The sequence below is a fragment of the Exiguobacterium sp. s138 genome (assembly GCF_018618775.1).
GTDB classification, from domain to species: domain Bacteria; phylum Bacillota; class Bacilli; order Exiguobacteriales; family Exiguobacteriaceae; genus Exiguobacterium_A; species Exiguobacterium_A artemiae.
The window spans coordinates 61,582-81,899 of sequence record NZ_JACSMW010000008.1 but is presented as its reverse complement, the minus strand read 5'-3'; the positions used below and the strand labels follow the sequence as shown (position 1 = coordinate 81,899).

General features: G+C 49.0%; 22 protein-coding genes. 15 read left to right on the top strand and 7 right to left on the bottom strand.

Annotated elements, in window-relative coordinates; all coding sequences use genetic code 11:
* Positions 1 to 15: 15 nt before the first annotated feature.
* The 3 genes from KNP91_RS14160 to KNP91_RS14150 all read left to right on the top strand — a co-directional run bounded on the left by KNP91_RS14160 (position 16) and on the right by KNP91_RS14150 (position 2,030).
* Complete coding sequence (locus KNP91_RS14160; protein WP_214767803.1) at positions 16 to 555, top strand: 1,2-dihydroxy-3-keto-5-methylthiopentene dioxygenase; 540 nt, start codon at positions 16 to 18, stop codon at positions 553 to 555.
* A gap of 141 nt (positions 556 to 696) precedes the next feature.
* The gene (locus KNP91_RS14155) at positions 697 to 1,206 is read left to right on the top strand and encodes an arsinothricin resistance N-acetyltransferase ArsN1 family A (protein ID WP_214767800.1); all 510 of its coding nucleotides are present in this window, start codon (positions 697 to 699) and stop codon (positions 1,204 to 1,206) included.
* Positions 1,207 to 1,274: 68 nt separating this feature from the next.
* Complete coding sequence (locus tag KNP91_RS14150; protein ID WP_214850638.1) at positions 1,275 to 2,030, top strand: MBL fold metallo-hydrolase; 756 nt, start codon at positions 1,275 to 1,277, stop codon at positions 2,028 to 2,030.
* A gap of 61 nt (positions 2,031 to 2,091) precedes the next feature.
* On the opposite strand, the gene KNP91_RS14145 is transcribed toward KNP91_RS14150, so the two are convergent.
* A complete protein-coding gene (locus KNP91_RS14145; protein WP_012369330.1) occupies positions 2,092 to 2,739 on the bottom strand; it encodes a pentapeptide repeat-containing protein in 648 nt (215 codons plus the stop codon).
* 158 nt (positions 2,740 to 2,897) lie between these two features.
* On the opposite strand from KNP91_RS14145, the gene KNP91_RS14140 reads away from it, so the two are divergent.
* The 3 genes from KNP91_RS14140 (at position 2,898) to KNP91_RS14130 (ending at position 5,418) form a co-directional block, all read left to right on the top strand.
* The gene (locus tag KNP91_RS14140; RefSeq protein WP_214850636.1) at positions 2,898 to 4,223 is read left to right on the top strand and encodes a Y-family DNA polymerase; all 1,326 of its coding nucleotides are present in this window, start codon (positions 2,898 to 2,900) and stop codon (positions 4,221 to 4,223) included.
* Positions 4,207 to 4,536: a YolD-like family protein gene (locus tag KNP91_RS14135; RefSeq protein ID WP_012369328.1), complete on the top strand. Its 330-nt coding sequence runs from the start codon at positions 4,207 to 4,209 to the stop codon at positions 4,534 to 4,536. The genes KNP91_RS14140 and KNP91_RS14135 overlap by 17 nt, the downstream gene beginning before the upstream one ends.
* A gap of 69 nt (positions 4,537 to 4,605) precedes the next feature.
* Entirely contained in the window at positions 4,606 to 5,418 is an 813-nt protein-coding gene (locus tag KNP91_RS14130) for a ZIP family metal transporter (RefSeq protein ID WP_034770070.1), read from the top strand.
* Positions 5,419 to 5,480: 62 nt separating this feature from the next.
* Here the strand turns inward: KNP91_RS14130 and KNP91_RS14125 are convergent, their stop codons facing one another.
* A complete protein-coding gene (locus tag KNP91_RS14125; RefSeq protein ID WP_214850633.1) occupies positions 5,481 to 7,604 on the bottom strand; it encodes a heavy metal translocating P-type ATPase in 2,124 nt (707 codons plus the stop codon).
* A 171-nt stretch (positions 7,605 to 7,775) separates the two neighbouring features.
* On the opposite strand from KNP91_RS14125, the gene KNP91_RS14120 reads away from it, so the two are divergent.
* From KNP91_RS14120 to KNP91_RS14100, 5 genes are all read left to right on the top strand, one after another.
* Positions 7,776 to 8,612, top strand: a complete 837-nt coding sequence (locus KNP91_RS14120) for an undecaprenyl-diphosphate phosphatase (protein ID WP_214766232.1) — start codon at positions 7,776 to 7,778, stop codon at positions 8,610 to 8,612.
* Between the two features lie 109 nt (positions 8,613 to 8,721).
* The gene (locus KNP91_RS14115; RefSeq protein ID WP_012369324.1) at positions 8,722 to 9,315 is read left to right on the top strand and encodes a LemA family protein; all 594 of its coding nucleotides are present in this window, start codon (positions 8,722 to 8,724) and stop codon (positions 9,313 to 9,315) included.
* Entirely contained in the window at positions 9,312 to 10,052 is a 741-nt protein-coding gene (locus tag KNP91_RS14110; RefSeq protein WP_012369323.1) for a TPM domain-containing protein, read from the top strand. Before KNP91_RS14115 ends, KNP91_RS14110 begins: the two co-directional genes overlap by 4 nt.
* 9 nt (positions 10,053 to 10,061) lie before the next feature.
* Positions 10,062 to 10,334 carry a DUF1294 domain-containing protein gene (locus KNP91_RS14105; protein ID WP_214850630.1) on the top strand — a complete coding sequence of 91 codons (273 nt, stop codon included), beginning with the start codon at positions 10,062 to 10,064 and terminating at the stop codon, positions 10,332 to 10,334.
* Between the two features lie 212 nt (positions 10,335 to 10,546).
* Positions 10,547 to 11,509, top strand: coding sequence for an EAL domain-containing protein (locus tag KNP91_RS14100; protein ID WP_131503407.1), 963 nt, complete (start codon positions 10,547 to 10,549; stop codon positions 11,507 to 11,509).
* 54 nt (positions 11,510 to 11,563) lie between these two features.
* Here the strand turns inward: KNP91_RS14100 and KNP91_RS14095 are convergent, their stop codons facing one another.
* Positions 11,564 to 12,589, bottom strand: a complete 1,026-nt coding sequence (locus KNP91_RS14095; RefSeq protein ID WP_214850626.1) for an iron-containing alcohol dehydrogenase family protein — start codon at positions 12,587 to 12,589, stop codon at positions 11,564 to 11,566.
* A gap of 138 nt (positions 12,590 to 12,727) precedes the next feature.
* On the opposite strand from KNP91_RS14095, the gene KNP91_RS14090 reads away from it, so the two are divergent.
* Entirely contained in the window at positions 12,728 to 13,552 is an 825-nt protein-coding gene (locus KNP91_RS14090; protein ID WP_012369319.1) for an aldo/keto reductase, read from the top strand.
* 73 nt (positions 13,553 to 13,625) lie between these two features.
* On the opposite strand, the gene KNP91_RS14085 is transcribed toward KNP91_RS14090, so the two are convergent.
* The 3 genes from KNP91_RS14085 to KNP91_RS14075 form a co-directional block, all read right to left on the bottom strand.
* Positions 13,626 to 14,381 carry a general stress protein gene (locus tag KNP91_RS14085; RefSeq protein ID WP_251136073.1) on the bottom strand — a complete coding sequence of 252 codons (756 nt, stop codon included), beginning with the start codon at positions 14,379 to 14,381 and terminating at the stop codon, positions 13,626 to 13,628.
* 123 nt (positions 14,382 to 14,504) lie between these two features.
* Positions 14,505 to 14,822 carry a DMT family transporter gene (locus KNP91_RS14080; protein WP_012369317.1) on the bottom strand — a complete coding sequence of 106 codons (318 nt, stop codon included), beginning with the start codon at positions 14,820 to 14,822 and terminating at the stop codon, positions 14,505 to 14,507.
* The gene (locus KNP91_RS14075; protein ID WP_214766242.1) at positions 14,819 to 15,148 is read right to left on the bottom strand and encodes a DMT family transporter; all 330 of its coding nucleotides are present in this window, start codon (positions 15,146 to 15,148) and stop codon (positions 14,819 to 14,821) included. Before KNP91_RS14075 ends, KNP91_RS14080 begins: the two co-directional genes overlap by 4 nt.
* A gap of 263 nt (positions 15,149 to 15,411) precedes the next feature.
* Here KNP91_RS14075 and KNP91_RS14070 point away from each other — a divergent pair, with 263 nt between their 5' ends.
* Both KNP91_RS14070 and KNP91_RS14065 read left to right on the top strand, forming a co-directional pair.
* The gene (locus KNP91_RS14070) at positions 15,412 to 15,969 is read left to right on the top strand and encodes a GNAT family N-acetyltransferase (RefSeq protein ID WP_012369315.1); all 558 of its coding nucleotides are present in this window, start codon (positions 15,412 to 15,414) and stop codon (positions 15,967 to 15,969) included.
* Positions 15,970 to 16,149: 180 nt separating this feature from the next.
* Positions 16,150 to 18,702, top strand: a complete 2,553-nt coding sequence (locus KNP91_RS14065) for an SH3 domain-containing C40 family peptidase (protein WP_251136072.1) — start codon at positions 16,150 to 16,152, stop codon at positions 18,700 to 18,702.
* Positions 18,703 to 18,756: 54 nt separating this feature from the next.
* Here KNP91_RS14065 and KNP91_RS14060 read toward each other — a convergent pair whose 3' ends face one another.
* The gene (locus KNP91_RS14060; protein WP_012369313.1) at positions 18,757 to 19,050 is read right to left on the bottom strand and encodes a putative quinol monooxygenase; all 294 of its coding nucleotides are present in this window, start codon (positions 19,048 to 19,050) and stop codon (positions 18,757 to 18,759) included.
* Between the two features lie 77 nt (positions 19,051 to 19,127).
* Between KNP91_RS14060 and KNP91_RS14055 the strand changes: the two genes are divergently transcribed.
* Entirely contained in the window at positions 19,128 to 20,300 is a 1,173-nt protein-coding gene (locus KNP91_RS14055; protein ID WP_214766244.1) for a M20 metallopeptidase family protein, read from the top strand.
* Positions 20,301 to 20,318: the final 18 nt, after the last annotated feature.

Genomic DNA, 20,318 nt, shown 5'->3' with positions numbered 1-20,318 from the left:
AAGGAGGAATTTACAATGGCAACAGTACTTTTCCAAAAAACAAACGAACGGTATACGGATCAAAACGAGGTATCTGCTTTTCTCGTTTCACGTGGTGTCCTGTACGAACAATGGGATGTCTCGAAGCTCCCGGTAGAACTGGTCGATACGTACACGTTGACGGATGCGGACAAACAAACGATCCTTGATACATTCCAACCGGAAATCACCGATGTTTCGGAACGACGCGGTTATCAGACGGCTGATATCATCTCCCTGTCTGACGCAACACCGAACTTGGATGAGTTGCTCGTCAACTTCCAAAAGGAGCATCACCATACGGATGACGAAGTCCGGTTCATCGTCAGCGGGCACGGTGTGTTTGCGATCCAGGATGACGAAGTCGGCTATTACAACATTGAGTTGAACCCGGGTGATTTGATTTCCGTACCAGTCAACACACGCCATTACTTCACGCTCCAAGAGGATCGAAAAGTTGTGGCGGTCCGGATTTTCGTGACAACGGACGGCTGGGTTCCGATTTATGAGAAGGATCCGATTGAAACAGCAAACTAAGAAAATATCCTGAAGACAGACGGTCCGAATCATCCGGCCGTCTGTTTTTTCGGTCCCATTCCTATCCTACAAACATACCGCTTGTTTCCCCTTCCTCCTATATAATGAAGAAAAGACTTATTTTAACTGGAGGTCACGTGTATGATGATTCGCCCTGTTAAGGAAGACGATTTAAAAGACATCCTTGCCATCTATAACGAAGGCATCGAAGACCGGATCGCGACGCTTGAAACGGATACGAAGGAATTGTCTTTCATGGAAGACTGGTATCGGGAACGGACACCCCGTTATGCCGGTTTTGTAGCGTATGAAGGTACAACGATTCTTGGCTTCATCTCACTTGACCCTTATAACCCTCGTCCCGTCTATCAATCCGTCGGTGAACTGTCGATCTACATCACCCGGACCCATCGCGGACAGGGCATCGGGCGTCAGCTGTTACATGTCATCGAAGAACACGCGATTACACAAGGTTTCCATAAGTTGATTCTGTTTACGTTCCCCTTTAACAAAATCGGTCAAAAACTGTACATCCGGTCCGGCTTCCGGATTGTCGGAACGTTTAAGGAACAAGGTATGCTCAACGGATATTATGTGGACGTCCTGGCGATGGAGAAGCTGCTCCCGAAAACCATCGACGATCAAATATGATTAACACGGCGTCTGAATGGGAAATGAACGAACAGTGAAACATTCCCAACCCGAAAGGAAGACTGCCCGTGGATATTCAACAGATCCGTAATGCAACACTCGTCGTCACCTATGCCAATCAAGTATTTTTGATCGATCCGTTTCTCGGTAAAAAAGGATCTCTTCCGCCGTTCGGAGAGACGCCGAACGCCGTTCCGAATCCGCTCGTCGACTTGCCCGTTGATGTCTCGACACTGCTTGATCCGGATGCGATTTTCGTCACCCACCTCCATGCCGATCATTTTGATGAGACAGCAAAAGAAATTCTGCCGAAACAGATTCCGCTGTATGCACAAAACCAGGCGGATGCGGCGACAATCCGCGAAGCCGGATTCACGAACGTCTCGTCGTTTGAAAACGGACTGGCGCTCGGTGATATCCGCGTTTACCATACGTCAGGCCGGCACGGTGTCGGGGAAATCGGTCAACGGATGGGCACCGTCTCCGGTCTCGTCTTGACGCACCCGGACGAACCGACACTTTACATCGCCGGTGACACGATTTGGTGTGAAGAAGTTGAGACGGCAATCGAGCAGCATGCGCCTGACATCATCATCGTCAACAGCGGCGCGGCACAATTTTTGACCGGCGAACCGATTACGATGTCCCAGCGTGATTTGCTGGCTGTTCATCAGGCGGCGGCTGAAGCGACCATCATCGTCTCTCACCTCGAGTCGGTCAACCATTGCCTGTTGCGCCGTGATATGATTGCTGATTTTCTGGCCGCCCACCATCTGTCCGCTCATTTTCTCATCCCGGATGACGGTGAAACCATTTCCTTTTAAACGAAACGAAGTCCACTCTCCCGAATATGACGGGGACAGTGGACTTCGTTTTTTTTACTGGTTAACCATGACTTGGAATGACGAGTCCGAGTAACCGGGCAAAGGTGATAGCCTGGCTTTCCGTAACGATGGCCCCCGGCAAAAAGCGTGGATCAATCGTGATGCCGGATAAGTCGGCTTGTCGCAAATCCAGTCCTTTTAATGCCGTCTCGACCCATTGACTTTCCGACAAATCAACTTCATGCAGTCGGAAATCGATTGGCTTCATTTCAAAGAAATGACTTTCCCGCATCGATGTCTGTTCCAGTGTGACATGACGCAACGCCGTCCGGATGACTTGGGCGTAATTGGCCTGACAGTCTTTGATTGTTACGTGATCGATCGTGTTCGACTCAAAATGAATTCCGGTCAGGCGGCAATCCTCAAAAACAACCCGATGAAAACGACTGTCCTGAAACTGACATCCTGTCAGGTCACATTGTTCAAAACGGACATTTTCAAATGAAGCCCGCTCAAAGACCAGTCCTGCAAACGAGACATTCCGAAAACAGACTTGATTGACGTCGAGCCGTTCCGTCAGTTCGACCGGCAACGTCTCTTTCTCATACAACGTTTGATACAGATACGGATCATCGATTTCGACATCCGCAAAGGTTTCCGATGTCAACTGTTGCGGTAACTCGGGTAATTGAATGATTTGTTTTTTCATGTACTTCCCCTTCTTTCCTTTACATCGCATTCACCTTTTCCAGTGTAGCAAAGATTGACTCTTTTTTTATTTTTTTGATTTGAGACCGCTTGAGACCATGATATAGTCAAATCAAAAATAAGAACAAACGTTCTTTTATGTAGTAAGGAGTGTTTTCTATGAATCCGATCCTACCTTTTCCGGACCGACGGATTTTTTGTGTCGACAGTGTCTCTTTTTATGCCAGTTGTGAATGCCGTTATCGAAATTTACCTCCTTTAACGACGAAACTTGCTGTCGTATCGGACTTAACCCGATCCGGATCGGTTATCCTTGCGGCCAGTCCCGCTTTAAAACAACTCGGAATCAAGACAGCTAGTCGTCTTTATCAGATTGAGCAGTTGCCTTATCGTGAGCGGAAACAGATTGTGCTCGTCGAACCACGGATGCTGGCATACATGAAAACATCGATCGAAGTGCTGGACGTCTTGCATCAGTTTGCGCCGCCCGACGCAATCCGGATCTATTCAATTGATGAAAACTTTGTCGACATGAGCGGAACGGAACGGCTTTTCGGATCAGACACGGAAACAGCCTGGAAAATTCAGACGGCAATCTGGCAACAGACCGGCATTCCGGTCCGGATCGGAATCGGTCCGAACAACGTCATTGCAAAGCTGGTCCTCGATTTACGCGGAAAACGTGAAGGTATCGCACAATGCGGTTATGCGGATGTCTCTCGGTTGTTGCATGATTTTCCGGTCCGCAAGATGTGGGGCGTCGGACGGATGATGGAGCAACACTTGTCGGTAATGGGAATCCACACCATTGGGGACCTGGCAGCAGCCCCGGTCGAAGATCTGCACGAACGGTTCGGCGTAATCGGGGCAGAACTTTGGCACCATGCCTGGGGAATCGACGGTTCTCCGACAATCATTGATCCGATGACCTTGTTCCGGACTGCACCGGATACCAAACGAACGATCGGACATGGGGTGACCCTGATGCGTGACTATTACCAGTACGAACAGATTCGTTTAGTTCTCGCCGAATTAGCAAGTGATGTTGCGGCACGGGTCCGTTTTTCCAATCAGGTCGGTTGGACGGTCCATCTTGGCGTCCGCTACTCTCGACATGTCGCCCGTGACGGCTTTTTAAAACAGCTCCGATTGCCTTATCCGACCGCCGATGAACGGCTGTTATTACGTCATATTCTTCAATTGTTCGAACCGAATTGGCTTGACGGTGAACCGGTTCGCTTTCTATCAGTCGCTCTTGGACAACTCACCCCGGATCAGGGAACACTTCAATTGTCCTTGTTTGAAGACAATACAAAGGTCTGGCGCCGAAAACGGTTATTAAAAGCCATCGATCACGTCAATTTACGTTACGGTAAAGGAACGATCCGTTTGGCGGTGTCATTCCTCGATACAAGTGTCGCGAAACGCCGGCTCCGATTCGTCGGCGGACATCCGGGAGGTGATTTACATGACACGTTATCGTGACCGCGGAAATCTCAAATGGCTTCCCTTTTTGATGCCGGAACACATTCAACTCCTCAAAGCCTACTATCTTGAAACACATCAAATCGATTTTCCTGTCATCGATGAACAATTGCAGTATCCTTGGCAGTTCTTACTCGAACAAGCATTAATAGAAGGAATCGAGCTCGAAATCACGTATTATAGTGAAAGAGGCTATGTCACGACATCCGGATTCATCGAGCAGGTTCACCGTGAGCGCGCGTACCTTGTTTTGCGCGGGTCCTCACGGATTGAAATTCCGCTCGGACGAATCATCCGGATCGAAAACGGGTAGAAGAGACAGAAGCTGCTGTACGATACGCACTTATTTTAAGAATTGGCATTGAAAGAAGGATTGATTGATATGATGGAATGGTTTACCGGACTTCCGGTCGTCGTGCAAGCTTTGCTTGCCGGCATGATGACCTGGGGATTAACGGCACTCGGGGCCGCACTTGTCTTCGTCTTTACGACGATTGAAAAACGGGTCATGAATATGATGCTCGGCTTTGCGGCCGGTGTTATGATTGCGGCTTCGTTTTGGTCATTGCTTGCCCCGGCAATTGAATTTACGGAAAAAGACGGCGGGATTGCCTGGTTGCCGGCTGCAATCGGTTTCCTCGCAGGTGGTTTTTTTGTCCGCTTGCTGGACTTCGTAACTCCCCACCTCCACTTATCCGCCCCGCTCGAAACCGCTGAAGGTCCTTCGACCGGTCTGAAAAAAACGACGTTGCTGTTTCTCGCGATTACGCTCCACAATATCCCGGAAGGACTCGCGATCGGGGTCGCTTTCGGTGCTGCCGCTTTGAACATGGATGGCGCGACCGTTGCCGGTGCCTTGACACTGGCGCTTGGAATCGGGATTCAAAACATGCCGGAAGGGGCGGCCTTGTCGATTCCGCTCCGTGGAGAAGGTATGTCACGCCGGCGGGCCTTTAACTACGGACAATTGTCGGCAATCGTCGAACCGATTGCTGCCATGGTCGGTGCTGCTGCCGTCTTCTTTATTCAACCGCTTTTGCCGTATGCCTTGGCGTTTGCCGCCGGCGCGATGATTTTCGTCGTCGTCGAAGAATTGATTCCTGAATCACAGGCTGAAAACGGGTCCGACTTGGCCACACTTGGTCTGATGGTCGGTTTCACGGTCATGATGATTCTCGATGTCGCTCTCGGTTGATGGAACACGAAGAAAACCTCTCCCATCTTTACGCGGGAGAGGTTTTTATTGTGCATCCATTCTTATTTTCGTAAAATCCGCATCGCGTTTAAGACCGCGAGCACCGTTACACCAACATCGGCAAAAACAGCTTCCCACATCGTCGCAACACCAAAGGCGCCAAGCAATAAGAACACGCCTTTGATACCAAGTGCAAATGCAATGTTCTGGTAAACGATCCGGCGTGTCGCCCGGGCAATCCGAATCGCTTCGACGAGCTGTTTCGGTTCATCCGTCATCAGGACGACGTCTGCCGCTTCAATTGCGACATCACTTCCGAGTCCACCCATCGCAATCCCGACATCCGCCCGCGTCAACACGGGAGCATCGTTGATTCCGTCGCCGACAAACGCGACCCGGCCGTTCGCTTGATACAAGATAGCTTCTAATTGTTCCACTTTTTGATCCGGTAACAGTTCCGCCTTCACTTGCGTTATCCCGATTTGTCGCCCGATCCGCTCCGCCGTTTCCCGGCGGTCGCCGGTCAACATGATTGTCTGACGAATTCCGAGTGCTTTCAGCCCGTCCAACGCTTCTACCGTCGTGTCTTTAATACGGTCGGCAATCCGGATAAATCCAAGGTAGCTGTCATTTCGGGCCACATGTACGTAGGTCCCGTCTTCGGTCTGATCGAGCGGCGTCAAGCCGAGTTCTTTGAACCACCGGGCATTTCCGGCCTGAATCTGATCCGTGCCGAACCGTCCGGTGACGCCGGAACCGGCTACTTCCTGATAGTCTTGAACAGCGGTCGAAACAGAAGCGTGCCGGGCATACATCCGCTGAATGGATTTAGCAATCGGATGATTGGAATGTTGCTCAACGGTCGCTGCGACGCGAAGCAGTTCGTCTTCCGATCCATGCACGGCTTTCAGTTCGACGACTTCAAACACCCCTTCCGTCAACGTTCCCGTTTTATCGAAGACGACCGTATCGAGTTGTTGTAACGCTTCGAGATGATTTCCGCCTTTGACAAGAATACCGCGTTTCGAAGCAGCACCGATTCCACTAAAGAAGCCGAGCGGGATTGAAATCACGAGCGCACAGGGACAACTGATGACAAGGAACACAAGTGCCCGGTAAATCCAGTCGTTCCAAGCCGCTCCCGTCACGACAAGCGGCGGCACGACGGCAAGCAGTGTTGCAATCACGACGACAATCGGTGTATAAATCCGTGCAAATCGTGTAATGAATTTTTCCGTCGGTGCTTTATGGCGTGACGCATTTTCGACTAAATCGAGAATTTTAGCGACGGTCGACTCACTGTATCGTCGATCGACCTGAATCAACAGATGACCATCGGTATTAATCGTCCCGGCTAAAATCGGTTCGGTCGGACGGACACGCCGCGGGACCGATTCACCGGTCAATGCCGTCGTATCGATGAACGCTTCCCCTTCAAGAACAGTCCCATCCAGTGGAATCTTCTCCCCTGCCCGGACAATAATCCGTTGACCGATGTTCACCTGTTCCGGACTCACACGCCGTCCATCCTCAAGCGTCGCAATATCCGGCCGGATATCCATCAGCGCAGCAATCGATTTCCGCGACTGATCGACAGCACGGTGTTGGAAAAACTCCCCGACTTGATAAAACAACATGACCGCGACGGCTTCCGGATACTCTCCGATTAAAAAAGCACCGACCGTCGCAATGACCATCAAGAAGTTCTCGTCAAACACCTGACCATGCCGGATATTTCTGACAGCGGTTCGAAGGACATCCCAACCGATTAAAAAATAGGCAACCGCAAAAAATAGAAGGTCAATTGATCCCGGAACAAAAAAAGCACTGATGAACGAGATCATACCGACACTGTATTGTATTTTTTTCGTACGGTTCAAAAATGGACCATGATCGTGCGGATGGCTGTGGTCATGTCCCGCGTGTTCACGCGGATCGACGGCTTCTGTGGACGCCGTCCGGACGAGGTGGACATCCGGTTCAAGTTGTTGAATCCGTTCGACGACTGCCTGATACGTATCGTCGCTTGCAGCGCCCTTTTCATATGTCAGATAGAGTTTCTGACCGGCAAAATCCAAATCAGCTTGCTCGATGCCTGCCACGCTCGCGACACCCCGTTCCACCTTCGCCGCACAGTTGGCACAATCAATTCCTGTAATTTTCAGACGTTCTGTTTTCGCTTCCATTCCCTCACCTCATTCAAACGTTTGTTTGATTATAAGTTCAGTGTACTCTTTTTTGATGCTTGCAACAAGCCGGATTTCTCTCAGTCCTGCGCCCGATATTTCGATTCGTTCTATCTCAGAAGAATAAAACATGATATGTTTTTATTTAGAATAATATAGAAGGAGAATAACATGACTATCATTGAATTACTTAAAGCACTTTTACTCGGTTTCGTCGAAGGAATGACGGAATTCGCCCCTGTCTCCTCGACCGGACATATGATCATCGTTGATGACATGTGGCTTCAAACAACGGACTTCTTAGGGAAGTACTCGGCGAACACCTTTAAAATCGTCATCCAACTCGGTTCGATTTTAGCCGTCATCGTCGTCTTTTGGAAACGGCTGTTCAGTTTAATCGGTCTTTATAAAATCGAAGGTGAACACGATGCATCGGGTACGCATAAATTAAAATTACGCCACGTCCTGATTGGTTTACTCCCGGCAGCCGTTCTCGGTCTGTTGTTTGAAGACTTCATCGACGAAAATCTTTTCTCGATCGATACAGTCATCATCGGTCTTGCCGCCGGTGCGATCCTGATGATTGCCGCCGATAAACTCGGACCAAAAGAACCGAAGACAACGTCGCTTGATCAAATTTCGTATCGTCAGGCAGCACTCGTCGGTCTGTTCCAATGTATCTCGCTTTGGCCTGGATTCTCACGGTCCGGCTCAACGATTTCCGGTGGTGTTTTCCTCGGAATGAATCACCGGACAGCAGCGGACTTTACATTCATCATGGCGGTTCCGATCATGTTCGGGGCAAGTGCCTTGTCACTCGTCAAGAACTGGGAATATATCAATGTCGGAGATCTTGGATTTTATGTAGTCGGTTTCATCGCTTCGTTCGGCTTTGCGTTATTGTCGATCCGCTTCTTCCTGAAACTGATCAATAAAATCAAACTCGTTCCGTTTGCGATTTACCGTCTTGTCCTGGCAGCGGTTCTTGCCGTTATCGTCTATATGTAATCCCAAAAATCATCAGCTTTTCGCTGATGGTTTTTTTATTTCTTGAAACTTATTGTTGCGGATTAGGGTATAGATAGTTGAGATACAGAAAAAAGGAGTGGTCATCAATATGGCTCGTAGAAATCGTGGAGGTTCCAAGTTACCTCTCATCATCGGGATTGCAGTCGTCGTCCTGATTGCCTTTTTAGCAATCGGACAGTACAACAGTCTCGTCAATGTCGAAGAAGATGTTTCGAATAAGTGGTCGCAAGTCGATAATCAGATCAAACGCCGGGCGGATTTAATTCCGAATCTCGTCGAAACCGTCAAAGGGGTCGCCGGTCAGGAACAAAAAGTTTATGGCGATATCGCCGAAGCACAAGCCGGTCTTGCCCGTGCCGCTTCGACGGAACAACGGATTGAAGCCGATCAACAGGTCACGTCTTCACTTCGCGGATTGATTGCGTTGCAAACGACATATCCGGAATTAAAATCAAGCGAACGATTCCAATCGTTAATGGATACACTAGAAGGCACGGAAAACCGTTTGGGTATTGCTCGGAAAGATTATAATGATGCCGTGACCGTTTACAATAAAAAACGTCGCAGCTTCCCGACTTCGCTTTATGCTTCGGCATTTGGTTTCGAGAAAAAACCATATTATGAAATCTCGGAAAGTGACCGTGAAAATCCAACGGTCGACTTCAATAGTGACTCGAAATGATTTGGCGGCGAACGCGACTGCTTTTTACCGCGTTCCTCGTCTTCTTCCTTCTGACTCCGACTGCCGAAGCCGTGTCAGAACGCACGGGCGCAGCGTTCTTCATCCAGGATGATGCACAGCTGCTGACCGCGTCGGAAGAAGCGGAGCTCGCTCGTCTCGGGCAAGAACTCGAACAATACACGACAGCACAGGTCGTTCTCAAGACGGTGCCGGATTTAAAAGGACAGGATTTAAGCACGTATGCCAATGAAACGTTTCGGGCTCAAGGCATCGGGCAGGCCGGAAAAGATAACGGGATTCTCGTCGTCGTGGCACCAAACGAAAAAGACCGGAATTTTCGGATTGAAGTCGGCTATAAGCTCGAAGGAATTCTGACCGACATCACAGCGGGACGGATTCTGGACAAATACGCCGTTCCGTATCGGGATCAAGGTGATTATGGCAAAGCAGCATCCGAAACGTACAAAGCGGTCGTCAGCGTCGTGTCAAAAGAACAGTCGCTTGAATCGCAGGATCCGGTCAAGAAAAGTACGGACGGCGGTTTGAGTACTTGGGCAAAAGTCCTGATCGGTGCCGGTCTTGTCCTCTTGCTGTTCCTCGACATGAAGTTCACCGGGGGCATGTTCTTCTTTGCCATCATCAATATCTTTTCCGCCATCATGCGTGGCGGTGGAGGTGGTGGCGGTGGCAGCCGGGGTGGCGGCGGAAGTTCCGGCGGCGGCGGCGCGGAAAGGTAATAAACAGACATGACTATTTTTTCAACTATCGCTGCCTTTTACGGCATCATGACCGTTATCGGATTTATCTCGATGTGGCGGGATAAACGTAAAGCCCAGCAACATGCCTGGCGGACGCCCGAAGCCACCTTGTTGATGATTGCTTTTTTGGGCGGCGCTCTCGGGACGCTTTTGGCAATGCAACTCGTCCGGCATAAAACACGGACCGCCAAATTCCAACTCTTTGTACCGTTAGCAATTTTACTGCATGCGACGCTTTGGATTTTGTGGATTCGATCGTAATCCTTTAAATTATGTACCGATTAACCGATAAAAAAGACAGGATGGTTCATCAAAAGATGAACTGTACCTGTCTTTTTTTTACTTTGGTCAATTGAAAGACAAATAGTTGATATCAGGTTTATTTATAGATTATCTTCGGGTAAAGACTTTAACTAATTTAATAAATACATCTTTTACAGACGTATTTTACCAAGAGAGGTGGACACCCATTCATGTGGCATCCTTGCGCCGAATGTACAACAACAATCCGTTTTATCGAGGCCGGTTCTTTACATATTCAATCGCCTGCGCCAGAAGTATTTTCTTACAGTTCATTTGAGCAGTTGGAACAAATCCTTAGCTCTACGTTACAGATTGGGGATTTTCCGGTTTCCTGCCGGGCGAACGGATCACGTCTCGTGACACCTGTACTTGCAGCTTCTGTTTTGCTCGAACAGTTGAAGAGCCGACAAGCCATTGATTTCATTCAAAACGGCATCATGACGAGTCATCTGCAACCAATCTTCAACATTCAAGACAACTCACTTTTTGCGAATGAAGCGTTGCTTCGGGCCGCCGATCAAACGATTCCGATGTCCCCGGGTCTGCTCTTTTCGACGGCTTCCAAAATGGGGCTTCATTCCCGACTCGATCAACGGGCGCGTGAAGAAGCGATTCGGGCAACACATCTGGTCGGTGGAACGCAAAAAACCTTTATTAACTTCCTCCCTTCAACCATCTACAATCCGGAGTACTGCCTGCGTCATACGTTCGAAATCGTCGAACGGTATAACGTCGATCCAAGCCGGCTCGTGTTCGAAGTCGTCGAGACGGAAAAAATCGAAGACGTCAATCACTTGAAACATGTCTTCGAACAATATAAAAAACAAGGCATCCAAGTAGCACTCGATGATGTCGGTGCCGGCTTCTCGACGCTTGATATGTTGTCGTTACTCCAACCGGATTATGTCAAAATTGATCGTGCCTTCATCTCAAACTGTGACACTGTAACAGAAAATGAAGCCTTTTTACGAAAAGCGCGTCATTTAACAAAAGAGATGGGGATTCAGATTCTTGCGGAAGGCATCGAACGTCAGGAAGAACTCGATCTCTGCCGCGAACTTGGATTTGATCTCGGACAAGGTTATCTGCTCGGCCGTCCCGCACCGTACTCAGAACTGGCAAAAGCACAGTAATCGTAAAGCCCCTCTCCTCCGCTTCGAGGAAAGGGGCTTTATCTTATATTTCCATCAAGATATGAGTACTGCTTCCCGGTCATTTTTCATTAAGGCCGAAAGAACGGTCGCCTTCGACCAATCCGTCGCAATCAGTTGACAGAGCGGTTCCTGACCAATTCGTTGCGCCAAGTCGGCTCGCTCCGCTTCCGTCAATCCTAGATTTGTACTCGTCGTCGGTTGTTTGTTTTCAATCAAATACTTTCGCAACTCTGTATAGGACACTGTTTCACCTAACAATAACTCCTGAATCAACAAGCCGTAACCGACTTTACTTCCGTGTAAAATCCGGTTCGTCGACGGGAACGGAGATAACGCATTATGAACACCGTGACCAATCGCCCCACGTGTTGCTTCGTCACCGAATCCACCGACACTTCCGGCAAGCGGAATGACCGTCTCCACCAGATGTTGAATCGGGGACGAATACTCCTGAAATTGTTTTGGACTGATCGGTGTCTGCAAAATTAATCGTTTACAGTGTTCTGCCATCCGTAAGGCCGATTCGACGACAGGATGGTCAGAAGTCGATCCGCTCAGCGCCCGGGCTTCGTACCATTTCGCTAATGTATCGACCAGTCCGGCAACAAAATAATCATATGGACTGGCTGCTAAAATCCGATGGTCGAGCAATAATGCTTCAATGACGACAGGAATCGTGTCAAAACGAAGGTACCGACCCCGTTCATCATACATGACACTAAGGGGTGTCCACGGGGCACAGTTCGAGACGATCGTCGGAATGACAATCAACGGGCAATTTCGTTTGACGGCCACTTGTTTGGCCGTATCAATGACGGACCCGCCGCCAAGAGCGATGATGATGTCGTACGCGGCACATTGTTCTGTAAGCTCTATTACCTGCTGATCTGTACAATGTCCGGAAAACAGCAGCTTCGGCAATTCCGGCAAATACTGTTCGGACGATTTTAATGCCTGTTCACCGTGAATCAGCACCGCTTTTCTCCCCCGTAACAATTCTGAAAGCCGATCGACGGCTTGTTCTTCGTGTATGTATTGTAAAACGGCTTGACGAATCATCCTGATCCCTCCCATTATTTGTTAACGCTCAGTATACGGATTTCCTAGCGCCAATTCAACCCTTCCTTTGATTCGATTTTCGAAAGTGAAAAGCGTAAACTGGGTAAGACAGGATTATTATCTTAAGGGGGAATTCAAATGGAATTCGTTACGTTGAACAATGGGCTGGTCATGCCGCAACTCGGATACGGTGTGTTTAAAGTCCCGGAACAGGAAGTGTATGAAGCGGTGCGGGAAGCTTTACGGGTCGGCTACCGTTCCATTGATACGGCAATGATTTATGAAAACGAGGCCGGTGTCGGTCGCGCCTTAAAGGATTCGGGGATTCCACGGGAAGATATCTTTTTGACGACAAAGGTTTGGAATAAGGATCAAGGTTATGAACGGACACTGGCCGCGTTTGAAACCAGTCTCCAAAAGCTCGGGGTTGATTACGTTGATTTATACTTGATTCATTGGCCGATGCCGGACGAGGATTTGTATATGGATACGTGGCGTGCTTTAGAACAGCTGTATCGAGATGGCAAAGCAAAAGCGATCGGAGTATCGAATTTCCACATTCCGCATTTAACACGGGTATTGGAAGAAGGAACCGTCGTCCCTGCCGTCAATCAAATCGAACTGCATCCGTTCTTAAGTCAGGAAGCGATTCGCGCATTTTGCCAAAAGAACGGGATTGTCGTCGAAGCCTGGAGCCCGTTGATGAAGGGACGCGATGCCTTAACAGACCCGGTCATCACAGACATCGCGGCACGTCACGGTAAGACACCTGCTCAAGTCGTTCTCCGTTGGCATCTTCAGCATGACATCATCGCGATCCCGAAATCCGTCACACCAAGCCGGATTCAGGAAAACTTGGACATCTTTGATTTTGTGTTATCACCGGATGACATGCGACAAATCGATCAGCTCAATCGGAATGAGCGGACCGGCTCGAATCCGGACGAGATGCATAAAAAATAAGACGATGCCCACATCACTGTGAACATCGCCTGATGCAAAGAGGCTGACACGTCCGTCAGTCTCTTTTTTTAGATTAACGATCCAAATCGTTTCCGTGATCCTGTTTCGCCACATCATCGGAGTGATCCACAGAACGGGTCGGACGGTGCAGTTGTTCTTTTTTCTCATCCGAATGTTCCTCATGACGTTCCTTTTGTTCTTCCCACTCCGGACGTTTAAAATCGTCGTCCCGGCGCATCGCAATGTCCGGTTCACGGTTACTGTCCAGTTTGGCATGCTGAATGGCCTCTTCGTCTTGCGGCATCTTGTCGGTTCCGGCACGATGCAAATCGATTTCCGCATGCTCCTCTTTCGAATCCTTATCGACGTCAAGCGGATTTCCCGAACCGAGTTGTGCATTTGAATTGGCATCGTCTGATGTATGCGTTTCTTCGTAACTGCCGTAACGTACTTTGACGTCCGGATGTGTATTGTCCGTATTTAAGTGGGGATCGAACTGAATGTCCTGAACTTCCAGCAACAGTACGAACCCGCCGCCTTCGACTTCCGTTTTATGGACTTCAACTTGATCTTCCGGTAGATCGAGCGAACCAAACAGATCGTCCACTTCCTGATCGCGTCCCTGATTCCCGCGAATCCGGTCAATCCACGACGGTTTCGTCGTCGCGATTTCCGCGTCCATCTGACTGCGGACCAGTTGAAGATTCGATTTTTCTTTAACGATGATATAAAAATCTTCTTCGCGATGACCTTGCTGATGCAACTCATCCATTTTTGAAATCAGTTCTTCTTCTTTATAAAACGTTCCGATATACTGTTTCGTTTTCATATCCATCCATCCCCTTATGCACGAATTTAATGACGTACTTGTCTTATAAGGAGTATTTCCTTTTTTCAGCTAAAATATGCCACCCAGTCGGCTCAAACAGGAAAAGTAATCTAAATGATATGTTTATTCGCCTGCAAGCTTCAAGCCGATTGTCGCACTGAGAATCAAACCGATACAGACAATCCGTTTCCAGTCCTTCGCTTCGTTGTAAAAAATCATGCTGAGAATCGTACCGCCTGCCGCTCCAATGCCCGTCCAGACCGCATAGGCTGTTCCCATCGGCAACTCATTCATCGCCAAGGTCAGGAATAAAAAACTGAACCCAAAACCAGCGAACATCAGCAACAGATTTTTAACGTTTTTTTGTTGATTGTACGTATTGATCAAAACGACACCAAGCATTTCAAACAATCCGGCCAGAATCAAATAGAACCAACTCATTGTTGTTCCCCCTCCCCGCTGACTAATTTCAAACCGATCACCCCTACGAGCAAGACCGCGATCAAGATCAACTTGATGACGGAGGCGGACTGATCAAACAAGACGATATCCGTCACGACCGTTCCTGCTGTGCCGAGTCCGACGAAAACGGCATAGACTGTTCCGACCGGCAGATGATTACTGACCTTGATTAAAACCGTGAAACTGATAATGATACTGACCACAGTCGCCGCCCATTCAAGTGGTGTCGTAGCGTGCTTTAAGCCGATGACCCAGCCGACTTCAAAAAAGGATGCCAGAATGATGCTGAACCAATATTTTGCCATGTCATTTCCTCCTTCAGTTCGAATCAAACAAAAAAGCCCGGGAGCAAGCGTAAAAACGCTTTACTCCCGGGCTTTTATCCCTCCGTTGCATAAGGTTTCCCTTATGTTCCTCCCTTGGTCCAGCCGAACGGAACCCTAGAGGATACTTATACTGTTCATTCGATACACCGACTTTAGCACGCTTGATTTTGCCTGTCAAACAGGAAAATCGGGCTGAACAGCTAATATCTTATAGAGAGTCCACTACAGAGGAGGAGTCCATCATGCGCTATAAAATCAACGAGCAACTGCGAATCCGTCGTTTCACTCCAGAAGATTTAGAAGCTGTCCATGCCTATGCCTCAAAACCGATTGTCAGTCAGTATCAATCGTGGGGACCCAACTCCGAAAGCGACAGTAAACAGTTTATTCATGATGCTCTCGAGAGCGAACTTGAAAATCCACGCCGCCGTTATGTCTTTGCCGTCACCTTCCCGGACGACCGTGTCATCGGAGCCGGTGAACTGGTAATCACCGATACCGAACACAAGATTGCCGAAATTGGTTATATCCTGTCACCCGATGAATGGGGAAACGGCTATGCAACGTCCGTTGCGGCATTTTTACTCGAATTCGGATTCGAAAAACTGGAGTTACACCGGATTACTGCCACGTGTGACCCGCGAAATGTCGCTTCAGAACGTGTTCTTCAGAAAGTTGGGATGACGAAAGAAGGACAGCTGCGTGAAACCGTCTATCTCGAAGATCATTGGCGCGATTCGCTCATTTACGGCATGCTCGATTGGGAATGGCAAGTCGATCACGAAGACGATCCCGCATAATTCAGACGGTGCCTCTTTAACACGAGGTACCGTTTTTTTAACGTCATACCGTCTCTTGTATCATTTGGATGATGATTTACTTTTTTTGATATCTTTTTACACCATTAAAAATGAACATGGTAAACTTAGTTTTAATTGGAGTAAAAATTAATTTTCTATAGAAATGGAGTTTTATATACGATGCCTCTTTCAAAAAAATGGTTCACGTCACTCGCTGCTTCCGTCATGCTGTTCAGTTCTTTCCCGATCAGTCCGCTGGCAGAAGGAAATGATTCAGCCGCCGTTGTCGACGAGCAAACAGAAGTGGCGACCGGTAAACAGTTTACCCAGACTGCTACCCCGGTCTTTGAAACAACGGAAAGTACAGCCGCAGTCAGCACCCTGCCTGCCGCTACTGAAGTCGAGACGTTCGGAGTCGAAGGTCTCTTTACCCGCATTAAACTCGATGGTGTCTACCGTTTTGTGAAGACAGACCAACTGGCGGATACTCCGACGTATCCGAAAATTGACAGTCAGTATACAAATAAAGTGACAGCCCTGTATTCATCGGCAGATTCGTCGGCAGCAACCGCTCAGACATTTGCGCCAAACAGCAAAATCGATACATATGGTCAGGTCGGTCTCTTCACCCGCGTCAAACAGGATGCCGATTATCTGTTCGTCCTGACGGCGGATTTAAGTACAACCCCTGTCTATTCGGCGACAGGAGAACGGTTCGTCCAACAGAAAACGTCGGTTTATCCAACAGCTGATACGGTTGGAACACCTCTCACCACGTTGAAACAAAATGATTCCATCAAGACATTCGGGACGTCAGGGAATGTTACCCGGATTGAGTGGAACGGTACATATGCTTTCGTCTTAACGGCTCACCTCGGGACGAAACCAGTCGTCTCCTATGAAGCAACCGGTAAAAAGTACAGCCAACAAACTGCCAACGTTTATCCAACCGCCGCAACGACAGGGACACCACTCGGCATATTGTCCCAAAATCAACTCGTCGACATCTACGGCGTATCCGGTGCCTATACACGCGTCCGCTTAAACGGCGTCTATGGATTTGTCCTGACAGCTCAGTTAGGCGATCTGGAGTTTTTTGCGCAGACAGCCCGACTTTATGTCCAGTCACCTACTCCAATCCGCCAAGCACCTAACGCATCGAGTCCCGTCTTAAAAGAACACCAGACAAATACCTTGCTGACGGTATATGGCACAAGCGGTGCCTACAGCCGGATTTTATTCAACGGACAGTATGCCTATGTCCTGACGAGCGCACTTGCTCCTTTAAAAGTCTATGCCAAAACAGCTCGTTTATACGTCCAGACACCGACGGCAATCCGTTCCGCACCTAATGCATCCAGTCCCGTCCTCAAGCAGCATCAGATGAACACGCTGTTAACGGTCTACGGAACAAGCGGTGCCTACAGCCGGATTCTGTTCCGCGAACAATACGCCTACGTCTTAACGAGTACGCTTGCTCCGACAAAAGTCTATGCCAAGACAGGTCTCCGGTATGCGAGCAAATCAACAGCGATTTTTAAAGACACGACGGCAAAAACGATTATCCGTACAATGAAGCGCGCAGAACAGATTGACATTTATGGCACAAGCGGTTCCTACACACGCGTTAAGCTTGGTTCCGTCTACGCTTACGTCAAGACAGCCGATCTCGTGACGAAAAAACCGGATTTGTATGATGTCACCGGAATCCGTTACGTTCTCGATGATAAAGTCGTCGTTCATCCAAAAGCCAGTCTGACAGGAAAAATCGGCACTCTGAAGAAAAATGCACAACTGTCGATTTACGGTACAAGCGGCTACTACACACGGGTCAAAATTGGAACGACATTTGGCTTCGTCGACTCGAGCAGACTTGGCTTAAACAAACCGGTCGCGCGCCCGAAAGTCGGCACCGTCTTTTATGTCCACTTTGATCAGACGCCGCTCTTCTCAGCCGATGTCGCTTACAGCCGCCCTGCCGGTTATTTGAGTAAAGGCACAAAGTTGATTGGTCTGAAAGCAATCGACGATGACTTTTGGCAAGTCCGCTTGCCGAACGGAACAACCGGTTATGTCATCAATCCGTACATCGGAACAACAAAACCGGATATGCGTTACACCCAACAAGCGATTAACCGTCAAAAAATCTATACGGTCAAAGCAACATCGTCTTATTTTGCGACACCGGTCAGTCCGAAAAGTGCCGGATTGGTGGAACAGGGAAAACGTGTTTATCCCCGGTACCGGGTCGGTAATTTTTATGTCATCCAGTCCGGCTGGTCCCCTGTTTATCTGCCGGTCAGTGCCGTCACGGTCAAGACGGATACACGGATTGCACAGAAAAATACATCGCGCGGTGAAAAGTTGATTCAGGCAGCCGCCAAACACTTGGGAACACCATATACATGGGGTTCGCAAACAGCAGCCAACGGTGGGTTTGATTGTTCCGGACTGATTCATTACGCGACGAATGAAGCCGGGAAATACGGTGGCCGGACGAACGTCAGCGGCTACTGGTACGGGGCGTTCTTTACGAATCGACGGACGACAATCAGCAGCGGGAAACGGTCGGATATCGTCTTCTTCGAAAATACGTACACGGATGGACCGTCACACATCGGTATCATGCTCGATAATGAATATTTCATTCATGCCGGCGGCTCACAACTGCAAATCAATTCGATTTACGAACCACGTTGGCAGGAACATTTCCTCGGCTTTAAATCGATGTAACAACGAAAAAGGCGTATGGCCCCTTTCGGATCCATGCGCCCTTCTTTCCTTGATTTAGAATGTCATCTCGACGTACTTCGTCACTTGACGATCCTCCAGGTATAACTCGATTTGTTCCCGGTATGCTTTATAATGATCAGATGCGATATGCGCTTCTAGAGCCTCTTCGTCCCGGTACACTTCATAAAGCATGAACTGATGTTCATTTTCAATCGATTGATGTAATGTATAACGCAAGCAACCCGGTTCATTTTGTGCTGCTTTGTAGACTGTGCTTAAAATCGGAAAGACTTGATCGGCTAATCCTGCTTTGACTGTAAGAACGGCATTGACGATGATTTCACCCATATGTTGATTCCTCCTCTGATTGATTACCTCTATCTGTACCCGTTTTTACTCAAGACATACCGAAAAGGATGATTTCGATGCAAGAAAATTTATTCACCTACTTAACTGAGTATGAATCAGAGATGATTCGTTTACGCCGCGACTTTCACCGCCATCCGGAATTATCGTTTCAGGAAGTCCGGACTCCCGCTAAAATCGCCGCTTTTTATGACGCCCTCGGTATTCCTTACCGGGCGAACGTCGGCGGCAGCGGAATCGTCGCGACGCTGACAGGAACACGTCCCGGGAAAACAATCGCCATCCGGGCCGATTTTGATGCGTTACCGTTGCAGGAAGAAACCGAGTTATCGTTCCGTTCGATTCGTCCCGGTGTCATGCATGCCTGCGGACACGACGGTCATACGGCGATTGTTCTCGGACTGGCCGCTGCTTTTCATGCCATACAGGATGAACTGGCAGGTACTGTCGTCTTCATTCATCAACACGGTGAAGAAGTGTTCCCCGGCGGTGCCATCCAGATGATTGAGGACGGTTGTCTCGACGGTGTCGATGCCATCTTCGGCACCCACCTCGAAAATGATCTTCCGGTCGGATCAATCGGCTATCACAGCGGTCATACGTTATGTGCGATCGATGAATTTGAAATCGTTGTTCATGGTCAAGGCGGTCATGCCCAGGCCCCGCACCGGACACAGGATGCGCTCGTCGCCGGTGCCCAGCTTGTCTGCAATCTCCAGCATCTCGTCAGCCGGCGGGTTGATCCGTTTGAGCCGGCTATCGTTGCGATCGGTTCGTTCCACGCCGGAACGGCTCCGAACATCGTCACCGGTGAAGCCCGGATCGTCGGAGAAATCCGGACGTTCAATGAACAACTCCGGCACCAGTTACGTCAACAGGTGGACCTCGTCGCCCGGACGACCTGCACCGGAGTCGGCGCTGATTATTCGATCGATTTCACGACCGGTTATCCGTCGCTTTGGAATCATCCGGATGAAACACAGCTCGTCCAGGAAGCCGCCGGTTTTTTACCGGAAGCACAGGTTCGCGAGATGAAACCGATGATGGCAGCGGATGACTTTGCCTATTACCTCGAAAAAGTACCGGGCAGTTATTTCTTCACGGGCTCTGCAAAAACGGATGGGCGGACGATTTATCCGCAACACCATCCGAAATATGAAATTGATGAGCGGGCTCTGCTGATTGGAGCGAAAACGTTAGGAGCGACCGTTCTTCGTGCCTTACAAACATAAGGATTGACTTTCCACTTT